This window comes from Flavobacterium yafengii, from assembly GCF_030010375.1.
In the GTDB taxonomy this organism is placed as follows: Bacteria; Bacteroidota; Bacteroidia; order Flavobacteriales; family Flavobacteriaceae; genus Flavobacterium; species Flavobacterium yafengii.
Window position 1 is genome coordinate 61,267 of record NZ_JASCRY010000006.1, and the last position, 17,912, is coordinate 79,178.

The following is a 17,912-nucleotide window of genomic DNA, read 5'->3' on the forward strand; positions in this document are numbered from 1 at the left end:
TTCAACCACAAAATAGCCTTACTTTTTTACAACTTTTAATTTACAAATCACAGTCTACTAGCTATTTGTCTTTTTGCTTCACCAATGACAAACGCAACAGAATTTGCTATATTAAAACTTCTGATTAACGATGACATAGGAATTGTCAGATGGTTGGGGAATTCGTTTAAAACAGCTTCACTCAAACCCTTACTTTCTTTTCCAAAAACCAACCAGTCTCCATCCTGAAAATCAGTCTCCAGATATGATTTTTTGGCATGGGAACTCATCAGGAAAACTCTTGATAAATCAGGAATTTGTGCTTTCCATTCGGCTACATTTTGATATTCGGTAACATCAAGATGCACCCAATAATCCAAACCGGAACGTTTTAGGTTTTTATCATTAATGACAAATCCAAAAGGATGAATTAAGTGCAAACGGCTTTCGGTGCCTACGCACAATCGGCCTATATTTCCGGTATTATTAGGGATTTCAGGTTCTACTAAAACGATGTTTAACATTGTAATTATTGTTATTTTTTATTGTTATTTTTCATTCGAATCGACTGCAAAATCAGACACTTCCAAAACTTCTCCTGCCTGTAAATCATTGAGATGTACGTTTCCTATTCGAACACGAACCAATCGTAACGTAGGAAAACCAACAGCGGCAGTCATTTTTCGGACTTGGCGAAACTTCCCTTCATTTACCGTTATCGAAGCCCAAGAAGTGGGACCGTGACGTTCATCTCGTATCTTTTTTCCTCTTGCGCCAAAAGCGGGAATCTCGTTTATCAAAAATGCTTTACACCGTTTCGTGATGTATTTTGTGCCATTGAAACCTATTTCGACTCCTTTTTGCAATTGCTCAATGGCTTCCTGATTGATAATGCCATCGACTTGGACATAATATTCCTTGTCGACTTTTTTGCTTCGAATGATTTCGCTCATCATCCCGTCTGTGGTCAACAGCAACAATCCTTCGGAATCTTCGTCAAGACGCCCTATTGCCATTGTTCCTTTTGGGAAATCGTACAATTCGCCCAGCAGTTTCTTTTTTCTTTTTAATTCGTAAATAAACTGACTCAGATACCCGTAAGGCTTATGAATGATGAAATGAGAATGAGACATTTTAGTGTATTAGTTGTGCGTACAAAGATAGTTTTGTTTTCTCTGGATTTAAAATAGTGTCGCCATACATTTATTGGTGTAAACCAAAAGCTATGTTAAATGATTGAATTCCTTCGTTTAAAAGGCGTAATCTTATAGAAGCTAACAGTATTAGCTTTAAAATTAAAGAGTATGGAAAGCAACGATTTAGGTTCAAAAAAAACAAATAATAAGCAAAATATAAACGAAGGATTTAGCGGTCAGAATCTAGCCCAAAATACGAATCCTGAAGTATCGCATTTGAAATCAGAGGTAGAAACAGACAATCATGGACATCAAAAAATTGTTCAAAGAGCACGGAATATTGATGGAACTTTAGAACAAAATGAAGATAACACTCCAAAAAATTTAAGTTCTGATACTGCGAATGTTTCTGAAGAACAAGCTAAAAAAATGGTAGAAAATAAAGATCATAACTCGGACATCATTCCAAACCGATATCCTAATGAGCATCCGGATAATAAGGAAGACAGGGGAAATATAAAACTGGATGAATAGTGAGTTCTCTTTAAAAAAAGCCAGATTTCAGCTATGAAATCCGGCTTTTTTTTATGGCGTAATTAAAAAAATTTAACTATCAGTAGAAACGTTTGATTCTGAATTTACTCGTTTCATTTTCCCAATACCAATCAATAAAGTTCCAAAAAAAAGAAAAGCCAACAACATAAAAAAACTGTTAAGCAATACTGCACTGTAGCCCAAAACATTCACATCGACAAACGGATACGGGTAAAAATTAAAAAAAGCCCCTCGAATTAACGTGTAAATCAAATACCCCAAAGGAAAAATCAACCACGGAAAAATGTTTTTGAATTCCAATTCTTTTTTTGATACAAACAAAATCCAATATAGTAAAACTAATATTGGAATTACCGAATGCAACAACTCATCCACTACTTTTTGCAGCCCCGTTGGAGCCCATAAAAATCGCAAAATCACATTATAAACCAGTCCTACAATGGTGATGTATAACGTAATTGCGGTTGTGTTTTTAGGTTTCAAAAAAAACAAACCCCATTTGGATTTTGGCTTCAGCCAAAGAAAAGCAAAACAAACTGCCACCAAAATATTCGTTTGAATGGTGAAAAAACTAAAAAACCGAACGATCGTTTCCGGAAGCGAAACCACACGATTCAAAATTATGAGATACAATTGCAATACAACAGCAAACCAACTGACAATCGCTATAATTGCAAAAAAACCAGAATTCAATTTTAAGGATTTATCCTGCATATTTTTTAAAATATAAAATTAATTGACAACTCTATTTACAAATGCATGAATGCTAAAACTTGAGATACTATTTTGATTTCCGAAAGGAAAGAAGGAAACTTTTGTTTATTTTTACAAACTTACAAAAAGAAATTCTATGTCAAATATGCTTCCGTTTTTATTGATTTTCATCGTTGCTCTCGCTATTGGTATTTTCATTGGTAAACTCATTTTCTCCGCCCGATTCCAATCGGAAAAAATTAGTTTAGAAGAAAAATTAATTGCATTTTCCTCCCAATTTAATCAACTGAAAGAGCAGATTATTGTTGATAAAACAACTTTTGATAAACAATTAGAAAACGCCAATGCTGAAAAAGAAAGCATCCGAAGCGAAAAAGACAGTTTAGCCATTCAACTGTCTAAGAAAGAAGTTGATTTTGAGAATCTTTGGGAACGCAACAAAGAGCAAAAAGAAGAAGTCGAGAAACTGCAAGAAAAATTCACCAAGGAATTTGAGAATCTCGCCAACAAAATATTAGAAGAAAAGTCCAATAAATTCACCGAGCAGAACAAGGAAAACATGAAAAATATCTTGACGCCTTTGCAGGATAAAATTCATTTGTTCGAAAAGAAAGTCGAAGACACCCACAAAGAAAGCATTGATTACCATGCGGCTTTGCGCCAACAGATTCTAGGCTTACGCGAAATGAATATCCAAATGAGTAAAGAAACTCTCAACCTGACGAAAGCTTTGAAGGGTGACAGTAAAATGCAGGGAAATTGGGGCGAATTGGTTTTGGAACGCGTTCTTGAAAAATCAGGATTAGAGAAAGGCCGTGAATATGAAGTGCAACAAGCGTTCACTACCGAAGATGGCAATCGCGTTTTTCCGGACGTAGTGATCAATCTGCCTGACGGCAAAAAGATGATTGTCGATTCTAAAGTTTCTTTGACCGCTTATGAAAAATACTTCAATGAGGAAGATGACGATGTAAAAGTTGGATTTTTAAAAGAACACGTTAACTCTATCAAACGTCACGTAGAGCAATTAGGCAATAAAAATTACCAAGATTTATATCAAATAGAAAGCCCTGATTTTGTATTGCTATTTATTCCAATTGAACCTGCTTTTGCAATGGCACTAAATGAAGATACGAGTTTGTACAACAGAGCATTCGAGAAAAACATTGTCATTGTTACACCTGCTACTTTATTAGCTACTTTGCGAACTATTGACAGCATGTGGACCAACCAAAAGCAACAGGAAAACGCACTTGAAATTGCACGACAAGCCGGTGCATTGTATGACAAATTTGAAGGTTTTGTAGGTGATTTAATCAAAATTGGAAAGAAGATAGACGAAAGCAAAATTGAATACAGCGGCGCCATGAATAAACTGGTAGAAGGAAAAGGAAACTTAATCGTGAGTGTAGAGAGATTGAAAAAAATGGGAGCTAAAGCCAAGAAAGCACTTCCGGAAAGCATATTAAATCGAGCAGAAAAAGATGAAAATCAACTTTTAAACTAAACAAAAAATGAGAAAATTTTTAATGGTTATTGCATTAATACTTGTAGTATCAGCTGCCGGTTATTTCGCTTTTTTATACAATGCCACTTACAGCGAAGGAGTACGTTCAGGCGAATTAATAAAAGTGAGCCGAAAAGGAGTTGCATTCAAAACTTGGGAAGGTGAAATAAGTCAAGGAATTTCCGGAGCACAGATTTTCTCTTTTTCGGTGATGGACAATCAGGAAAAAGTGATTACTGATTTGAAAGATATGGAAGGTAAATATGTTCAGGTAACTTATGTGGAACGCTACAGAACATTTCCTTGGTGGGGCGATACACGCTACTTTATCACAGACGTAAAAATGGTGAATTCTCCTTTTAAAATAAAATAAATGAACCGTACTTTTAAAACCGTTACATCCTCAAATATTCGAATTTCAGAATTGATGTTGCCGTCTCACACAAATTTTAGCGGTAAGATTCATGGTGGTTATATTTTATCTTTATTAGATCAGATTGCTTTTGCCTGTGCTTCAAAATTTTCAGGGAATTATTGTGTAACCGCATCAGTGGACACGGTAAATTTCCTTAAACCAATCGAAGTTGGTGAACTGGTAACGATGAAAGCCAGTGTCAATTATGTAGGTAACAGTTCCATGATTATTGGCATTCGGGTTGAAGCTGAAAATATTCAAACAGGAAAAATTAAACATTGTAATTCGTCTTATTTTACGATGGTTGCCAAAGACAAAGAAGGCAAAAGCATGCTTGTTCCCGGATTAATTTTATCCAATCTCAATGAAGTACGTCGTTTTTGCAATTGCATCAAACAAATCGCCTTAAAAAAGGAAAAAGACATGCACGAAGAAAAGTTTGATTATACCTCTAAAGAATCATTAGAAAGCTTAAAAAAATACAACATAAAGTTAGAACTGTAACTACAACTATCTCATTAGTAAAGCTGTTTTTTACTAATATTATACTTTAATTTCTGATTAAAAAATCCTTGAAAAATTAACTGATGCAGTGATTTTTCAAAGGCTCAATACTTTCATTTTATTCGTTTATTTCGTAACTTTAAGTAATTTAATTCATAAACCACTATGAAAAAAATTACTCTAATAGTACTACTCATTGTTGCAATTAAATCTATTGCTCAAGATAAAATGGTGACTTATGGAGGAATCATACATTTTGAGGCTTCAATTCCTTTATTTGAAGAAGTGAAAGCAAGCAATGAAAAAACAACCTGTATTTTGATAACTAAAACGGGGCAGATTGCTTGTTGGATGAACATCAAAGATTTTAAATTCAAAAGAGATTTGATGCAAGAGCATTTCAATGAAAATTATATGGAAAGCAACCGTTTTCCCAGAGCTGTTTTTAAAGGTAAAATTGAGAAATTTGATCTGAAAAACCTTAATTCAGAATCCAATCAATATCAAATCACAGGTAAAATAACCATACGCGGGCGAACTAAAAAAATAGTGATTAATGGAACACTTAAAAAAGTGGGTAAAGGAATTGAACTCCATACTGTATTTCCTTTAAACACGGATGATTTTAAAATTGACATACCTTTTATAGTGCGCAGCAAAATATCCAAAAACGTAAACACACAACTCATTTGTGTCTTACAATAATTCTATTTTGTTAAACAATTCCTTAATGCCTCTTCCAGATTTTTAAATTGAAATTGAAAACCGGTTTGTTCGATTTTATCAGATGACACTCTTCTTCCGGTAAGTACAATTACAGCCATTTCACCCATAACTAATTTTAATACAAAAGCAGGAACATTAGGCAACCAAATAGAATATCCCAAAATACGTGCTAATGTTTTAGAAAAAATAGTGTTAGTCGTATTATCACTAATAGCTGCGTTGTAAGGTCCTTCCATATTGGGATTTGAAACCGCTTGAAGATAGATGTTGCACAAATCATCTACATGAATCCATGGCATGTATTGCTTTCCGGAACCCAATGCAGAACCCAATCGAAACTTAAATAACGGAATAAGTTTTTTCAAAAAACCATCATTTTTTCCTAATACTAATCCAGTACGGATTTTTACGGTTCGAATGTTTAGGTTTTCAATAAAATCCAAAGCACCTTCCCATTTCTGACACGTATATCCCAGAAAATCATTTGCATAAGGTGTATTTTCTGAACAAATTTCTTCGCCATTTACGGCACCATAAATCCCTACAGCTGAAGCTGAAATAAAAGCGTCCAATTTTTTATTGTTCTTTTTTAAAACAGAATACAACAATTGAGTAGATTTTTCCCGACTATCGATAATCGCAGCTTTACGTTTAGCCGTCCATCTTTTCTCCGCAATATTTTCACCAGCTAAATGAATGATATAATCTGCATTTAAAACTGCATTTTCATCTATAGTCTGATTTGCGACATCCCATTTGTAATAGAAAATGTCTCCTTTATTTTGTTTTTCACTTCTACTCAGGATAGATACTGAATAGCCTTTTGCAATCAATAAACCTGTTAAATGGCTACCGATAAATCCAGAACCTCCGCTTATTAAAACATTTTTTTTCATGATAGTGTAAAGCTAATGATTTATAATGACATAAAATTATATTAAATTTTGTTTAACTTTATTAATATATAGTTAAACATTTCATACCTTTATACTTTAATTTGAAATTTACAAAAAATGGCTGCTAAAAAAACAATACTAACAAAGGACAAAATCGTTTCATTGTACATGAATTATGTACTCGATCATAGTGAAAAACCGAAATCAGTATATCATTTTGCAAAAATAAATGATTTTACGGAAGCTGAATTCTATGCGTTTTTTGGAACTATAGAAAGTATCGAGAAAGAAATTTTTAAAATGTTTCTCGAAAAAACGGTAGAATTACTAAACAAAAACAAGGAATATGAGGCGTATGATATGAAAAGTAAAATGCTAAGTTTCTATTTTACTTTTTTTGAAATTCTAACAGCGAACAGAAGTTATGTAGTGCTCGTTTTAAAAGAACACAACAATCAATTAAAAAAACTGATGCAACTTTCTGAACTTAGAATCAGTTTTAAAAATTATCTTATCGAAATAATCTCAGACGAATTTAGAACGCAACAAGAAAAAATTCAAAAATTTCAAGAGAAAGTATTTCAGGAAACGTCTTGGATTCAACTTTTATTGACACTAAAATTTTGGTTGGATGATTCTTCTCCAGCTTTTGAAAAAACAGACATCTATATTGAGAAGTCTGTAAAAGCTTCTTTTGAATTAATGAATATTGCACCTCTGGATAGCTTAATAGACTTTGGAAAATTTATTTTCAAAGAAAAAATACACAACAAGTAATGAAAACAATAGACTACATTCCTACTTCAAAAATTGAAAGAGCTACAAAACTGGTGCAAACGGGTGCAAAAGTTGGTGTAAACTACCTGAAATATTATGGAGAAAAAATGGTCAATTCTGATTTGACTCGTGATAAACTCAATGAAGATAACGCAGAAGACATCTATGACGGACTGAAAAGTTTGAAAGGAAGCGCGCTCAAAGTAGCGCAAATGCTAAGCATGGACAAAAGCTTTTTGCCACAGGCTTACGTTGAAAAATTTTCGCTTTCCCAATTTTCCGTTCCGCCACTTTCGGCTCCATTAGTATTGAAAACGTTCAAGGCAAATTTTGGAAAAACACCTTATGAAATTTTTGACGAATTCAATGCGAATTCCGTAAATGCCGCAAGTATCGGGCAAGTTCATGTTGCTGTAAAAAATGGTAAAAAACTGGCGGTAAAAATTCAATATCCAGGAGTAGCCAATAGTATTTCATCTGATTTAGCCTTGGTAAAACCAATCGCTATTAGAATGTTTAACCTTCAAGGAAAAGATTCTGACAAGTATTTCAAAGAAGTCGAAGACAAATTGATTGAAGAAACCAATTATTTATTGGAATTAAAACAAAGCCAAGAAGTTGTTGAAGCCTGCAAAAAGATCAAAAATTTAGTTTTCCCAAATTACTATCCAAAATTTTCATCAGAGAAGATTATCACGATGGATTGGATGACGGGAATTCATCTTTCGGAATTCACTAATAAAAATGACAATCAGGAAATAGCGGACAAAATTGGTCAGGCATTGTGGGATTTCTATATGTATCAGATTCATATACTGAAAAAAGTACATGCTGATCCACATCCGGGAAATTTCTTGGTAAACGATGAAAATCAATTAGTAGCACTGGATTTTGGTTGTATGAAACAAATCCCTAATGACTTCTATATTCCTTATTTCGAATTAATAAACAAAGAAGTTATTGATAACAAGAAACTTTTTAGCAAAAAATTATTCGAATTAGAAATCCTTAGAGTGGATGACTCCAAAGAGGAAGTAGAATATTTTACTCAAATGTTTTACGATTTATTATCACTTTTCACTAAACCTTTTCAAACCGAAACTTTTGATTTCTCGGACGCAGCATTTTTTGAAAGCATCGCACAATTGGGCGAACGATTCTCAAAAGACACTAATCTTAGAAAAATGAACGGGAATAGAGGTTCCAAACATTTCATTTATATGAACAGAACCTTTTTTGGATTATACAACTTGATGTTTGATTTGAAAGCGACAATTGTTGTCAATGAATATCGAAAATACAACTAGTGAAAAAGGAAAATCTGCCTTCAAAAATGTGTTTGGTTTGTAACCGACCTTTTAGCTGGCGGAAAAAATGGGAAAAGGTTTGGGACGAAGTCAAATATTGTAGTGAAAAATGCAAAAGAAACAAAAAGGGTTAGTTTGGTTTAGAAATGATTTGAGAGTCAATGATAATGAATCTTTGACAAATGCTATTGATGAAAATGATACTGTAATTGCGGTATATTGTTTTGATCCAAGGCATTTTGAACAAACAAGATTTGGTTTCAAGAAAACAGAGAAATTCCGGGCTAAATTCCTAATTGAATCGGTAACAGCATTGAAACAAAATCTGGAAAAATTAAATATTCCGCTTTTGGTGTATCATCAAAAAACAGAAGATTCTATTCCGGAAATTATTGCTCATAATGAAATCAATTCTGTTTACTTCCAAAAAGAATGGACGAGTGAGGAAATGGAAGTTTTAGAGAATATAAAATCTAAAGTTCCAGATTCAGTATTGTTCAAAGCTACTTACAATCAGTTCTTATTTCATCCTGCAAACATTCCGTTTGACATTTCATCGATTCCAAATGTTTTTACACAATTCAGGAATCAATGTGAAAAATCAACGAAAGTCAGACCTGAATTTGTAGCTCAACCACTGTCTAAAGAAAATTGGGCCACAAACAAAACTGTAATTCCTACGATGGAAACATTAGGATTTAGTGATTTTGAAATAGATCCCAGAACGGCATTTCCTTTTTGCGGTGGTGAAAACGAAGCGCTACAAAGACTGGAGCATTATTTTTGGAAAACCAAAAAACTAAGTGTTTATAAATTGACTCGCAACGGATTAATTGGGACTGATTTTAGTTCGAAATTTTCTCCTTGGTTGGCAAACGGTTCCATTTCGGCGAAAACTATTTATTGGGAGATTGTTAGATATGAGCAACAAATCAGGAAAAATGATTCTACGTATTGGCTGATTTTCGAACTGATTTGGAGGGATTATTTTAAATATGTTTCGATTAAAAACGGGAATTCGATTTTTAAAATTGAAGGAATTTTAGACAAAAAATACGATTGGAAAACCAATCCATCAGACATAAACAATTGGATTAACGGTAATACACAAGAGCCATTTGTAAATGCCAACATGATTGAATTGCAACAAACAGGCTGGATGAGTAATCGCGGAAGACAGAATGTAGCCTCTTTTTTTGCAAAGAATCTTCTGTTAGACTGGCGCATAGGAGCTGCTTATTTTGAAGCCATGCTTATTGATTACGATGTACACAGCAATTACGGGAATTGGATGTATGTTTCAGGAGTTGGCAACGATCCAAGAGATCGAAAATTCAATATTAAATTGCAAGCCGAGAATTACGACGGACAATCAAAATTTCAGAAATTATGGCTGCAACAACAATTATTATTTTAAAAATTAAATGAATACAAACAAGAAACATATCAATGTGGTTTGGTTTAAAAGGGATCTTCGTTTACAGGATAACGAAGCGATTTTTAATGCCACAAAATCAGATACACCCACTTTGTTGCTTTATGTATTCGAAAAGTCTTTAGAAAATGATTCGCATTACAGCTCGAGACACTGGAATTTCATCAAGCAATCGCTTGTAGATATAAATAAACAACTGGAACAATCGAATACAAAGGTATTAGCGGTATCGTCAGAGGTGCTTCAAGTTTTCAATATACTTGAGGAAACATACAAAATTGAAACCGTGTATTCACATCAGGAAACAGGATTAAAAATCACGTACGAAAGAGACAAAACCTTTAAACGATTTTGTAAAAACAATCAAATCAATTGGGTGGAAAACACCAATAATGGAATTTTTAGAGCGTTGAGAAACAGAACAAACTGGGTTTCAAAGTGGGAAAAATACATGAATGAACCGCAATTTATTTTTGATTCGAAAGCAGAAAATTTCCTCGATACGGAAGCAATAACAGAACTCGAAAAAGCATTAGAAAAGACAAATTTAGAAACGATTCCGGATACTGTTTTTCAAAAAGGCGGCAGCACAATGGCCAGCAAATATTTACAAAACTTCTTTGAGGAGCGCTATCACAATTATAGCTCGCATATTTCGAAACCTTTATTGGCACGAAAAAGCTGCAGCAGATTATCTCCATACATTGCTTGGGGAAATTTATCCTCCAGACAAGTTTTGCAAAAAGCAGCTACGTTCAGATTGACGTGCAGCCATAAAAAACAAATTGATTCTTTTATATCCAGACTGACTTGGCAGGCTCATTTCATTCAAAAATTTGAAATGGAAGAAGTCATGGAGTTTGAAAGTGTCAATAAAGGGTTTCATTCGTTGAAAAAGAAAGTCAATGAAAATTATATTGAAGCTTGGAAAACGGGACAAACAGGATTTCCATTAATCGATGCTTCCATGCGTTGCTTGAATGAAACCGGTTATTTGAACTTTAGAATGCGAGCGATGTTAGTATCGTTTTTTACGCATAATTTATGGCAACCTTGGCAGGAAGCTACACAACATTTATCACAAATGTTTCTGGATTTTGAACCAGGAATTCATTTTCCTCAGTTGCAAATGCAGGCTGGTGAAACCGGAATCAATATGTTACGTATATATAATCCAATAAAGAACAGTTACGAACACGATCCTGATGGTGAATTTATAAAGAAATGGGTGCCGGAATTGCGCAATTTGCCACGAGGATTTGTACATGAACCGTATAAAATGACCTATTTAGACCAGAAGTTTAATGATTTCGAAATAGGCATCAGTTATCCGAAACCAATTGTAAATATGGAACGGACGAGAAAATTTGCCAGTGATTTTTTATGGAAAATGAAATAAAGTCCATTAGTAAAAGAGGAAAGTTTCCGCATATTAAAGTTACACACTATAGCTGATATTGGGGACGGTGCATAATAATGCTTCAATAGCAATTTGAATTAAAAAAAATATCGTGATTATAAAAAAAGAACTAACTGATTTAGACAAAGACCGAATCATAGAAATGGCTTGGGAAGACCGAACCACTTTTGATGCGATTTTAATGCAATTTGGATTAAAAGAACAAGAAGTAATCGACTTGATGCGTACCGAAATGAAACCTTCGAGTTTTAGAATGTGGCGTGAAAGAGTGCAAGGGCGCAAAACAAAACATGAAAAATTGAGGGATTTTCGAGAAGGGCGTTTTAAATGTACGATGCAAAGACAAATTAATAATAACAAGATTTCCAAGCGATAAAATTAGGGTTTAGTGAGCCGTAATCTGTTAAAACAACAACATATAAAAAATGAAAAACATAGTAATCATTGGTGGTAGTAAAGGAATAGGCAATGCTATTTTGCTACAACAATTAGAGACAAACTTGGTGTACAACATCAGCCGAAATGCACCAGATATAACACATCCCAACCTGAAGCACTTTGCTGTAGATGTATTGCAGGATTCGCTTCCGGAAATAGAAACTATTGACACCTTGATTTATTGTCCAGGTTCCATCAATTTGAAACCCATAGGAAGTCTCAGCTTAGATGATTTCAGGAAAGATTTTGAAATTAATATTATTGGCGCGGTAAAAGCCATTCAGAAATATTTACCTGTTTTAAAAAAGGGAAGTAATCCATCGATTGTTTTGTTTAGCACGGTAGCCGCAAAATTAGGAATGCCGTTTCATGCTAGTATTGCTACTGCAAAAGCAGGAATTGAAGGATTAGTGAAATCGTTGGGAGCAGAATTGGCATCGGTAGTACGCATCAATGCCATTGCTCCCACGATTACCGAAACGTCACTTGCAGCAGGTATTTTAAGAAATGATCGAATGAAAGAAAATATGGTGGAACGCCATCCGATGAAAGGCTATTTAAAACCAGAAGAAGTAGCTAGTATGACTGGCTTCCTGATTTCGGAAAATGCAAAATCGATTTCTGGTCAAGTATTCGAGATGGATTACGGAATAGTGACTTTTAAAATCTAAAAAAATAATTAGCCAAACTTAAAACTGAAATACAGCATACCATGATAAAAGAAATGAAAAGTTACGAGAAAATTGAACAATACGACATTGAAATAACAGAATCGTTAGCTGATAATTATAGAGTAATAATTGAGAATTTAGGGGAAGATGTAAACAGAGAGGGTCTAGAAAAAACACCGGAGCGTGTAGCCAAAGCGATGCAATATTTAACTCATGGTTACGGACTGGATCCTCTGGAAATACTAAAATCGGCGCTCTTTACCGAAGACCACCAACAAATGATTGTGGTAAAAGACATTGAAGTTTATTCGATGTGTGAGCACCACATGTTACCGTTTTTTGGTAAAGCACACGTGGCTTATATTCCAAATGGTAAAATTGTAGGTTTAAGTAAAATCCCAAGAGTGGTAGATGCTTTTGCTCGAAGAATGCAAGTGCAGGAACGATTGACGGACCAGATTAAAAATTGTATTCAGGATGCTTTGAATCCACTTGGAGTAGCGGTTGTAATTGAAGCGCAACACATGTGCATGCAAATGCGAGGCATTCAAAAACAAAACTCGGTTACCACAACATCATCTTTCACCGGTGCTTTCGAAAAGGACAAAACCAGAAAAGAATTTATCAGTTTAGTTTCTAATAAACTGAGTTAATTTTTATCATTTAAATACAAAACCATGAAAATTCTCTTAACAGGCGCAACAGGTTATATCGGGAAACGACTTTTGCCTTTGTTGGTGGCACAAGGTCACGAAATAATCTGTTGTGTAAGGGATAAAAACAGGTTTTATTGTCCAATAGAATTTCAAAAAAGTGTTACAGTAATTGAAGTTGATTTTCTCAAACAAGAAACAGTAGCAGCCATTCCAGCTGATATCGATGCGGCTTATTACCTGATGCATTCCATGTCAGGAACTGCAGCTAATTTTGATGAATTAGAAAGCTTGTCGGCATTGAATTTTGTGCAACGATTGAATGAAACCAAAGCCAAACAAGTTATTTATTTGAGCGGAATCATCAATGACAAATCACTATCGAAACATTTATCATCGAGAAAAAAAGTAGAAGAAATTTTAAATATTGGAACTTTTGCCACGACAACTTTAAGAGCTGGAATTATTGTGGGTTCCGGCAGTGCTTCGTTCGAAATCATTCGGGATTTAGTGAATAAACTTCCTGTTATGATAACTCCAAAGTGGCTGAATACCAAATGCCAGCCGATTGCAATTCCAGACGTTCTTGATTTTTTATCCAAATCATTATTAAATCCCGTTACTTACAATCAGAGTTTTGACATTGGCGGACCAGATATTTTAACGTATAAAGAAATGCTTTTGGGTTTTGCAGAAGCCAAAAAACTAAAGCGATGGATTTTTACTGTTCCTATCATGACGCCAAAATTATCTTCGTATTGGTTGTATTTTGTAACTTCAACATCTTATAGACTCGCGTCAGCACTGGTCAGCAGTATGAAAGTAGAAGTAGTTTGCAGTGATAACCGAATCAATGCTTTATTGAATGTTACGCCTATGACTTACAAACAAGCGCTTTCCCGTGCTTTGATAAAAGTAGACGAAGACAAAGTAGCTTCGAGCTGGAAAGATTCCTTAATCAGCGGGCGTTTTAACAGCAATATGTCGGAATATTTGAAAGTTCCGAAAAAAGATTGTTTTATCGACCGCCGTAAAATGGAAATCATAGATCGGGATTTCACCATTAGCAGAATCTGGTCCATCGGTGGCGATTCGGGTTGGTATTATGGGGATTGGCTTTGGGATTTACGCGGTTTCATAGACAAACTATACGGTGGCGTAGGTTCCCGAAGAGGAAGAACGAATCGTCATGATATACATTCTGGTGATGCCTTAGATTTTTGGCGCGTTTTGTATGCCAATAAAGAAGAGGGAAAATTAATTCTATTTGCCGAAATGAAATTACCAGGTGAAGCATGGTTAGAATTTAAAATTATCGGAAATACTTTATATCAAGCGGCGACTTTCAGACCAAAAGGAATTTGGGGAAAATTATACTGGTATTCTGTTTTGCCGTTTCATGGATTTATTTTCGAAGGAATGCTGAAGAAATTGATTAAATAGTAAACAAATATCCTTTTCTGTACCTGCTGGAAAAAGGAGAATACAAATTGAACAGATTATAAATCTGTTCAATTTGTATCTTTTATTTTAAAATTCCGGCTTTGTACGTGGCAATCGCTCTGTCTCTAGCCATAGCGTGCTCTACCATTGGTTTTCCGTATCCTAAATCGAATTCTTTTATCCATTTTCGGATGTAGATTCCTTTTTCGTCGAATTTTTTTTGCTGAATCTCCGGATTGAAAACACGGAAATAAGGTGCTGCATCACAACCGGTTCCTGCTGCCCATTGCCAGTTGCCAACATTGGCAGACATCTCGTAATCCAATAATTTTTCGGCAAAATAAGCCTCACCCCATTGCCACTGAATCAATAAATGCTTGCAGAGAAAACTCGCCACAACCATTCGGACTCTGTTGTGCATGTATCCGGTTTCATTGAGCTGACGCATTCCGGCATCAACCATAGGATATCCAGTTGTTCCCGAACACCAACGCTTGAAATCCTCTTCATCATTGCGCCACTGAATCCCATCATACGCTGATTTGAAGTTTTGCGTAACGACTTTTGGGAAACTGAATAAAATTTGCATGAAGAATTCTCTCCAAATCAGTTCACTCAAAAAAACATCGTTTTTATGAAATGCCCAATTGACTAATTTCCGAATGCTTACGGTTCCAAAACGCAAATGTGGCGAAAGATAAGAGGTTTTATCCAACGCTGGAAAGTCTCTTATATCTTGATAATTTGCAATGAATTTTAAATTATGCTGCTTTACTTTTATAGGACTTTCTTCAAAACCTATTTGTTCCAAAGTTGGAAAAGTAAAACTATTTTTATGGAAGTTAGAAAACATATCCGTGGCATCGTATTCTGGAACCGGAGCCATTGACTTGTATTTTTCTAACCACTTATTTTTAAAAGGAGTGTAAACCGTGTATGGCAATCCATCGGCTTTTGTGATTTCTTTTTCTTCGAAAATGACTTGGTCTTTAAAAGAATAGGAAATGGTATGGTTTGCTTCCAATACGTCACAAATAACAGTGTCACGTTGTATGGCGTATGGTTCGTAATCTTTGTTGAAAAAGACTTCTTTGACATCGAATTCTTCTAAAAGAGATTTCCAAACATCAATAGTCTTTCCTTTTTTTACTAAAAGTGAACTTCCTAATTCTTGTAATTGGGTATTTATTTTCGAAAGTGATTCGTGAATGAAACCTACTCTGGCATCGTTTTTTGGTAAACTGTCTAAAATGGAATCATCAAAAATAAACAACGGAACAACCGGATATTTGGATTTTAAAGCGTGGAATAATCCAACGTTATCTTCTAAACGTAAATCGCGTCTGAACCAAAAAAAAGATACTTCTTGTTTGTCCATTATTTACCATTAAACATTTGATCTACCATAACACGTCTGTGATCAAAGATAGCTTTCAATTTATTTTTTACGATAAGTGTGTTCATAATGCGACCGATGAAACCCAAAGGCAGCGCATAATGAACTAAATCAGTCATTTTTACTCCGTTTTCAGTAGCTTCGAAAAAGTGTTTGTGATGCCACAATGCATACGGTCCAAAACGTTGTTCGTCGATAAAATAACTATTCTCTTTTACGAATGTAATTTCAGTAACCCAAGGCAATTTTAATCCCAAAAGTGGCGACACCTTGTATTGTATTATTTGCCCTGCGTACATGGATTTATTATCGAAATCAGTGATTTCGAAACCCATTGTTTCCGGTGTGATTTTCTGAAGATTTCGTGGACTGGAGAAAAAAGCCCAACATTCTTCTAAACTTGCATTTACATGCTGAACGGTTTCTTTTTTATAGAGTTTCATTTGTGGTACTTGTTGTTTTTAATCGGAAATTGAATTGAACTGCGGTTTGCGTGAGGGATGGTAGTGGAGCTCTTTTTATAGGTGGTCTCGTTTTTTTTTAGAACGAGACCAGCTGTAAAAATCGGGAACGTATAGCCCGACCCTTGTGGTCACGCCCAAATTAGATTATTATATTTTATAATATTTGAAAGGCACAAATAACATTCCGAAACACTCGCCGTGTTCCTTACCTAAATGTTTATGATGCACTTTGTGTGCTTTTCGCAAGCCTATTAAATACTTGTTATTGGTGTTTTTGAACCACTTAAATCGTTGGTGAATTAAGACGTCGTGAATCATGAAATAACAAAATCCGTAAAATGTGATTCCGAGTCCAATGAAAAATAAATAGTTCATTCCGCCTTGCACACCGAAGTAAAAAAGGACGATGCTGGGTATGGCAAAAATCACAAAAAAAACGTCATTTCGTTCAAAAACATTAGCGTATTTAGGTTGGTGATGATCGGCATGAAAATACCACATCAAACCGTGCATAATGTACTTGTGTGTAAGCCAGGTCACACATTCCATGAAAAGAAAAACACCCAAAAAGATTAAAAAGGAAATCATTATTTTTTTATTTAATTAAAAATATATTTTTTATAAATCAGTTCTGTTTTATACTAATTTCAACTTGTACGTTACAAAAGACTGTGCTAAAAGACCCGCTTTGGTATAATTAGAAACCCGAATTCTGGCATTTCCAATTTCATGATAAGGCGTGTTTTCAAGTTTTTTCAAGAGTTTTTTATAGTAGACAAATGCAGTATAAACACCAAATTTAGCTTCTATTGGTAACTTTACAATTCCTTGATAAGCGACTTTAAAATCTTCTTCGATTTCATTGATAATTGCTATTTTGGCTTTTTCATCGAATGAATTCAAATCGACTCCAGGGAAATAATTTCGGTTTAACACCAAATTATCATCCTTCAAATCTCTCAAAAAATTAACTTTCTGAAAAGCAGAACCCAATCGCATGGCTTCGTCTTTTAATAGATTGTATCGTTCAGTGTCACCTGCAACAAAAACCTTAAGACACATCAACCCGACCACATCAGCAGAACCATAAATGTAATCATCATACTCAGCTTTGCTGTGATAATCTGATTTGATTAAATCCAATTTCATACTTTTCAAGAAAGCCTGAATTAAATCATCTGAGATATTGTATTGTTTTACGGTTTGTTGAAATGAGTTCAATATGGGATTTAAGCTTATTCCTCTTTCGATTGCTTTGTAATACTCATCCTCAAACTCAGTGATTAAATTTTCTTTGTCAAAACCGTGAAATGAATCTACAATTTCATCCGCAAAACGAACAAATCCATAAACACTATAAATGGCATCTCTTATACTCGGTGACAACATGTAAACCGCCAGAGAGAAAGAGGTACTATAGTTTTTTGTAACTAGCTTGCTACATTTGAAAGATACATCATCAAATAATTGCTTCAT

Annotated in this window: 22 protein-coding genes; 14 read left to right on the plus strand and 8 right to left on the minus strand. The window is 34.6% G+C overall.

Annotated features, from left to right (window positions below):
- Positions 1-47 precede the first annotated feature (47 nt).
- Entirely contained in the window at positions 48-503 is a 456-nt protein-coding gene (locus QLS97_RS16045) for a tRNA (cytidine(34)-2'-O)-methyltransferase (protein ID WP_099716059.1), read from the minus strand.
- A gap of 24 nt (positions 504-527) precedes the next feature.
- Positions 528-1,112 (minus strand): pseudouridine synthase, encoded by a 585-nt coding sequence (locus QLS97_RS16050; RefSeq protein ID WP_282718070.1) that lies wholly within the window; start codon positions 1,110-1,112, stop codon positions 528-530.
- A 171-nt stretch (positions 1,113-1,283) separates the two neighbouring features.
- On the opposite strand from QLS97_RS16050, the gene QLS97_RS16055 reads away from it, so the two are divergent.
- Positions 1,284-1,649 (plus strand): hypothetical protein, encoded by a 366-nt coding sequence (locus QLS97_RS16055; protein WP_282718071.1) that lies wholly within the window; start codon positions 1,284-1,286, stop codon positions 1,647-1,649.
- Positions 1,650-1,721: 72 nt separating this feature from the next.
- On the opposite strand, the gene QLS97_RS16060 is transcribed toward QLS97_RS16055, so the two are convergent.
- Complete coding sequence (locus QLS97_RS16060) at positions 1,722-2,384, minus strand: Pr6Pr family membrane protein (RefSeq protein WP_282718072.1); 663 nt, start codon at positions 2,382-2,384, stop codon at positions 1,722-1,724.
- A 136-nt stretch (positions 2,385-2,520) separates the two neighbouring features.
- Between QLS97_RS16060 and QLS97_RS16065 the strand changes: the two genes are divergently transcribed.
- The 4 genes from QLS97_RS16065 (at position 2,521) to QLS97_RS16080 (ending at position 5,515) form a co-directional block, all read left to right on the plus strand.
- A complete protein-coding gene (locus QLS97_RS16065; RefSeq protein WP_282718073.1) occupies positions 2,521-3,891 on the plus strand; it encodes a DNA recombination protein RmuC in 1,371 nt (456 codons plus the stop codon).
- Between the two features lie 7 nt (positions 3,892-3,898).
- Positions 3,899-4,264, plus strand: coding sequence for a 6-phosphogluconate dehydrogenase (locus tag QLS97_RS16070; RefSeq protein WP_282718074.1), 366 nt, complete (start codon positions 3,899-3,901; stop codon positions 4,262-4,264).
- On the plus strand, positions 4,265-4,810 hold the full coding sequence (locus tag QLS97_RS16075) for an acyl-CoA thioesterase (protein WP_282718075.1): 546 nt from the start codon (positions 4,265-4,267) through the stop codon (positions 4,808-4,810). It begins immediately after the preceding gene.
- Between the two features lie 165 nt (positions 4,811-4,975).
- Complete coding sequence (locus QLS97_RS16080; RefSeq protein ID WP_282718076.1) at positions 4,976-5,515, plus strand: YceI family protein; 540 nt, start codon at positions 4,976-4,978, stop codon at positions 5,513-5,515.
- A gap of 2 nt (positions 5,516-5,517) precedes the next feature.
- On the opposite strand, the gene QLS97_RS16085 is transcribed toward QLS97_RS16080, so the two are convergent.
- Entirely contained in the window at positions 5,518-6,432 is a 915-nt protein-coding gene (locus QLS97_RS16085) for a TIGR01777 family oxidoreductase (RefSeq protein ID WP_282718077.1), read from the minus strand.
- 117 nt (positions 6,433-6,549) lie between these two features.
- Between QLS97_RS16085 and QLS97_RS16090 the strand changes: the two genes are divergently transcribed.
- The 9 genes from QLS97_RS16090 to QLS97_RS16130 all read left to right on the plus strand — a co-directional run bounded on the left by QLS97_RS16090 (position 6,550) and on the right by QLS97_RS16130 (position 14,576).
- Positions 6,550-7,209 carry a TetR family transcriptional regulator C-terminal domain-containing protein gene (locus tag QLS97_RS16090; protein ID WP_282718078.1) on the plus strand — a complete coding sequence of 220 codons (660 nt, stop codon included), beginning with the start codon at positions 6,550-6,552 and terminating at the stop codon, positions 7,207-7,209.
- A complete protein-coding gene (locus tag QLS97_RS16095) occupies positions 7,209-8,516 on the plus strand; it encodes an ABC1 kinase family protein (RefSeq protein WP_282718079.1) in 1,308 nt (435 codons plus the stop codon). Before QLS97_RS16090 ends, QLS97_RS16095 begins: the two co-directional genes overlap by 1 nt.
- Positions 8,516-8,650: a DUF2256 domain-containing protein gene (locus QLS97_RS16100; protein WP_082014130.1), complete on the plus strand. Its 135-nt coding sequence runs from the start codon at positions 8,516-8,518 to the stop codon at positions 8,648-8,650. The genes QLS97_RS16095 and QLS97_RS16100 overlap by 1 nt, the downstream gene beginning before the upstream one ends.
- Positions 8,626-9,933 (plus strand): DASH family cryptochrome, encoded by a 1,308-nt coding sequence (locus QLS97_RS16105; RefSeq protein ID WP_282718080.1) that lies wholly within the window; start codon positions 8,626-8,628, stop codon positions 9,931-9,933. Before QLS97_RS16100 ends, QLS97_RS16105 begins: the two co-directional genes overlap by 25 nt.
- Before the next feature lie 7 nt (positions 9,934-9,940).
- Positions 9,941-11,350, plus strand: a complete 1,410-nt coding sequence (locus tag QLS97_RS16110; protein ID WP_282718082.1) for a cryptochrome/deoxyribodipyrimidine photo-lyase family protein — start codon at positions 9,941-9,943, stop codon at positions 11,348-11,350.
- Between the two features lie 112 nt (positions 11,351-11,462).
- The gene (locus tag QLS97_RS16115) at positions 11,463-11,747 is read left to right on the plus strand and encodes a TIGR03643 family protein (RefSeq protein WP_428831796.1); all 285 of its coding nucleotides are present in this window, start codon (positions 11,463-11,465) and stop codon (positions 11,745-11,747) included.
- Positions 11,748-11,796: 49 nt separating this feature from the next.
- A complete protein-coding gene (locus QLS97_RS16120) occupies positions 11,797-12,480 on the plus strand; it encodes an SDR family NAD(P)-dependent oxidoreductase (protein ID WP_282718083.1) in 684 nt (227 codons plus the stop codon).
- A 41-nt stretch (positions 12,481-12,521) separates the two neighbouring features.
- Positions 12,522-13,133 carry a GTP cyclohydrolase I FolE gene (folE, locus tag QLS97_RS16125; RefSeq protein ID WP_282718086.1) on the plus strand — a complete coding sequence of 204 codons (612 nt, stop codon included), beginning with the start codon at positions 12,522-12,524 and terminating at the stop codon, positions 13,131-13,133.
- A gap of 24 nt (positions 13,134-13,157) precedes the next feature.
- The gene (locus QLS97_RS16130; RefSeq protein WP_282718087.1) at positions 13,158-14,576 is read left to right on the plus strand and encodes an SDR family oxidoreductase; all 1,419 of its coding nucleotides are present in this window, start codon (positions 13,158-13,160) and stop codon (positions 14,574-14,576) included.
- Between the two features lie 82 nt (positions 14,577-14,658).
- Here the strand turns inward: QLS97_RS16130 and QLS97_RS16135 are convergent, their stop codons facing one another.
- From QLS97_RS16135 to QLS97_RS16150, 4 genes are all read right to left on the minus strand, one after another.
- Entirely contained in the window at positions 14,659-15,954 is a 1,296-nt protein-coding gene (locus QLS97_RS16135) for a cryptochrome/photolyase family protein (protein ID WP_282718089.1), read from the minus strand.
- A complete protein-coding gene (locus QLS97_RS16140; protein WP_282718090.1) occupies positions 15,954-16,415 on the minus strand; it encodes an SRPBCC family protein in 462 nt (153 codons plus the stop codon). The genes QLS97_RS16135 and QLS97_RS16140 overlap by 1 nt, the downstream gene beginning before the upstream one ends.
- Before the next feature lie 168 nt (positions 16,416-16,583).
- Positions 16,584-17,024, minus strand: a complete 441-nt coding sequence (locus QLS97_RS16145) for a sterol desaturase family protein (protein ID WP_282718092.1) — start codon at positions 17,022-17,024, stop codon at positions 16,584-16,586.
- Positions 17,025-17,072: 48 nt separating this feature from the next.
- Positions 17,073-17,912 (minus strand): phytoene/squalene synthase family protein, encoded by an 840-nt coding sequence (locus QLS97_RS16150; RefSeq protein ID WP_282718093.1) that lies wholly within the window; start codon positions 17,910-17,912, stop codon positions 17,073-17,075.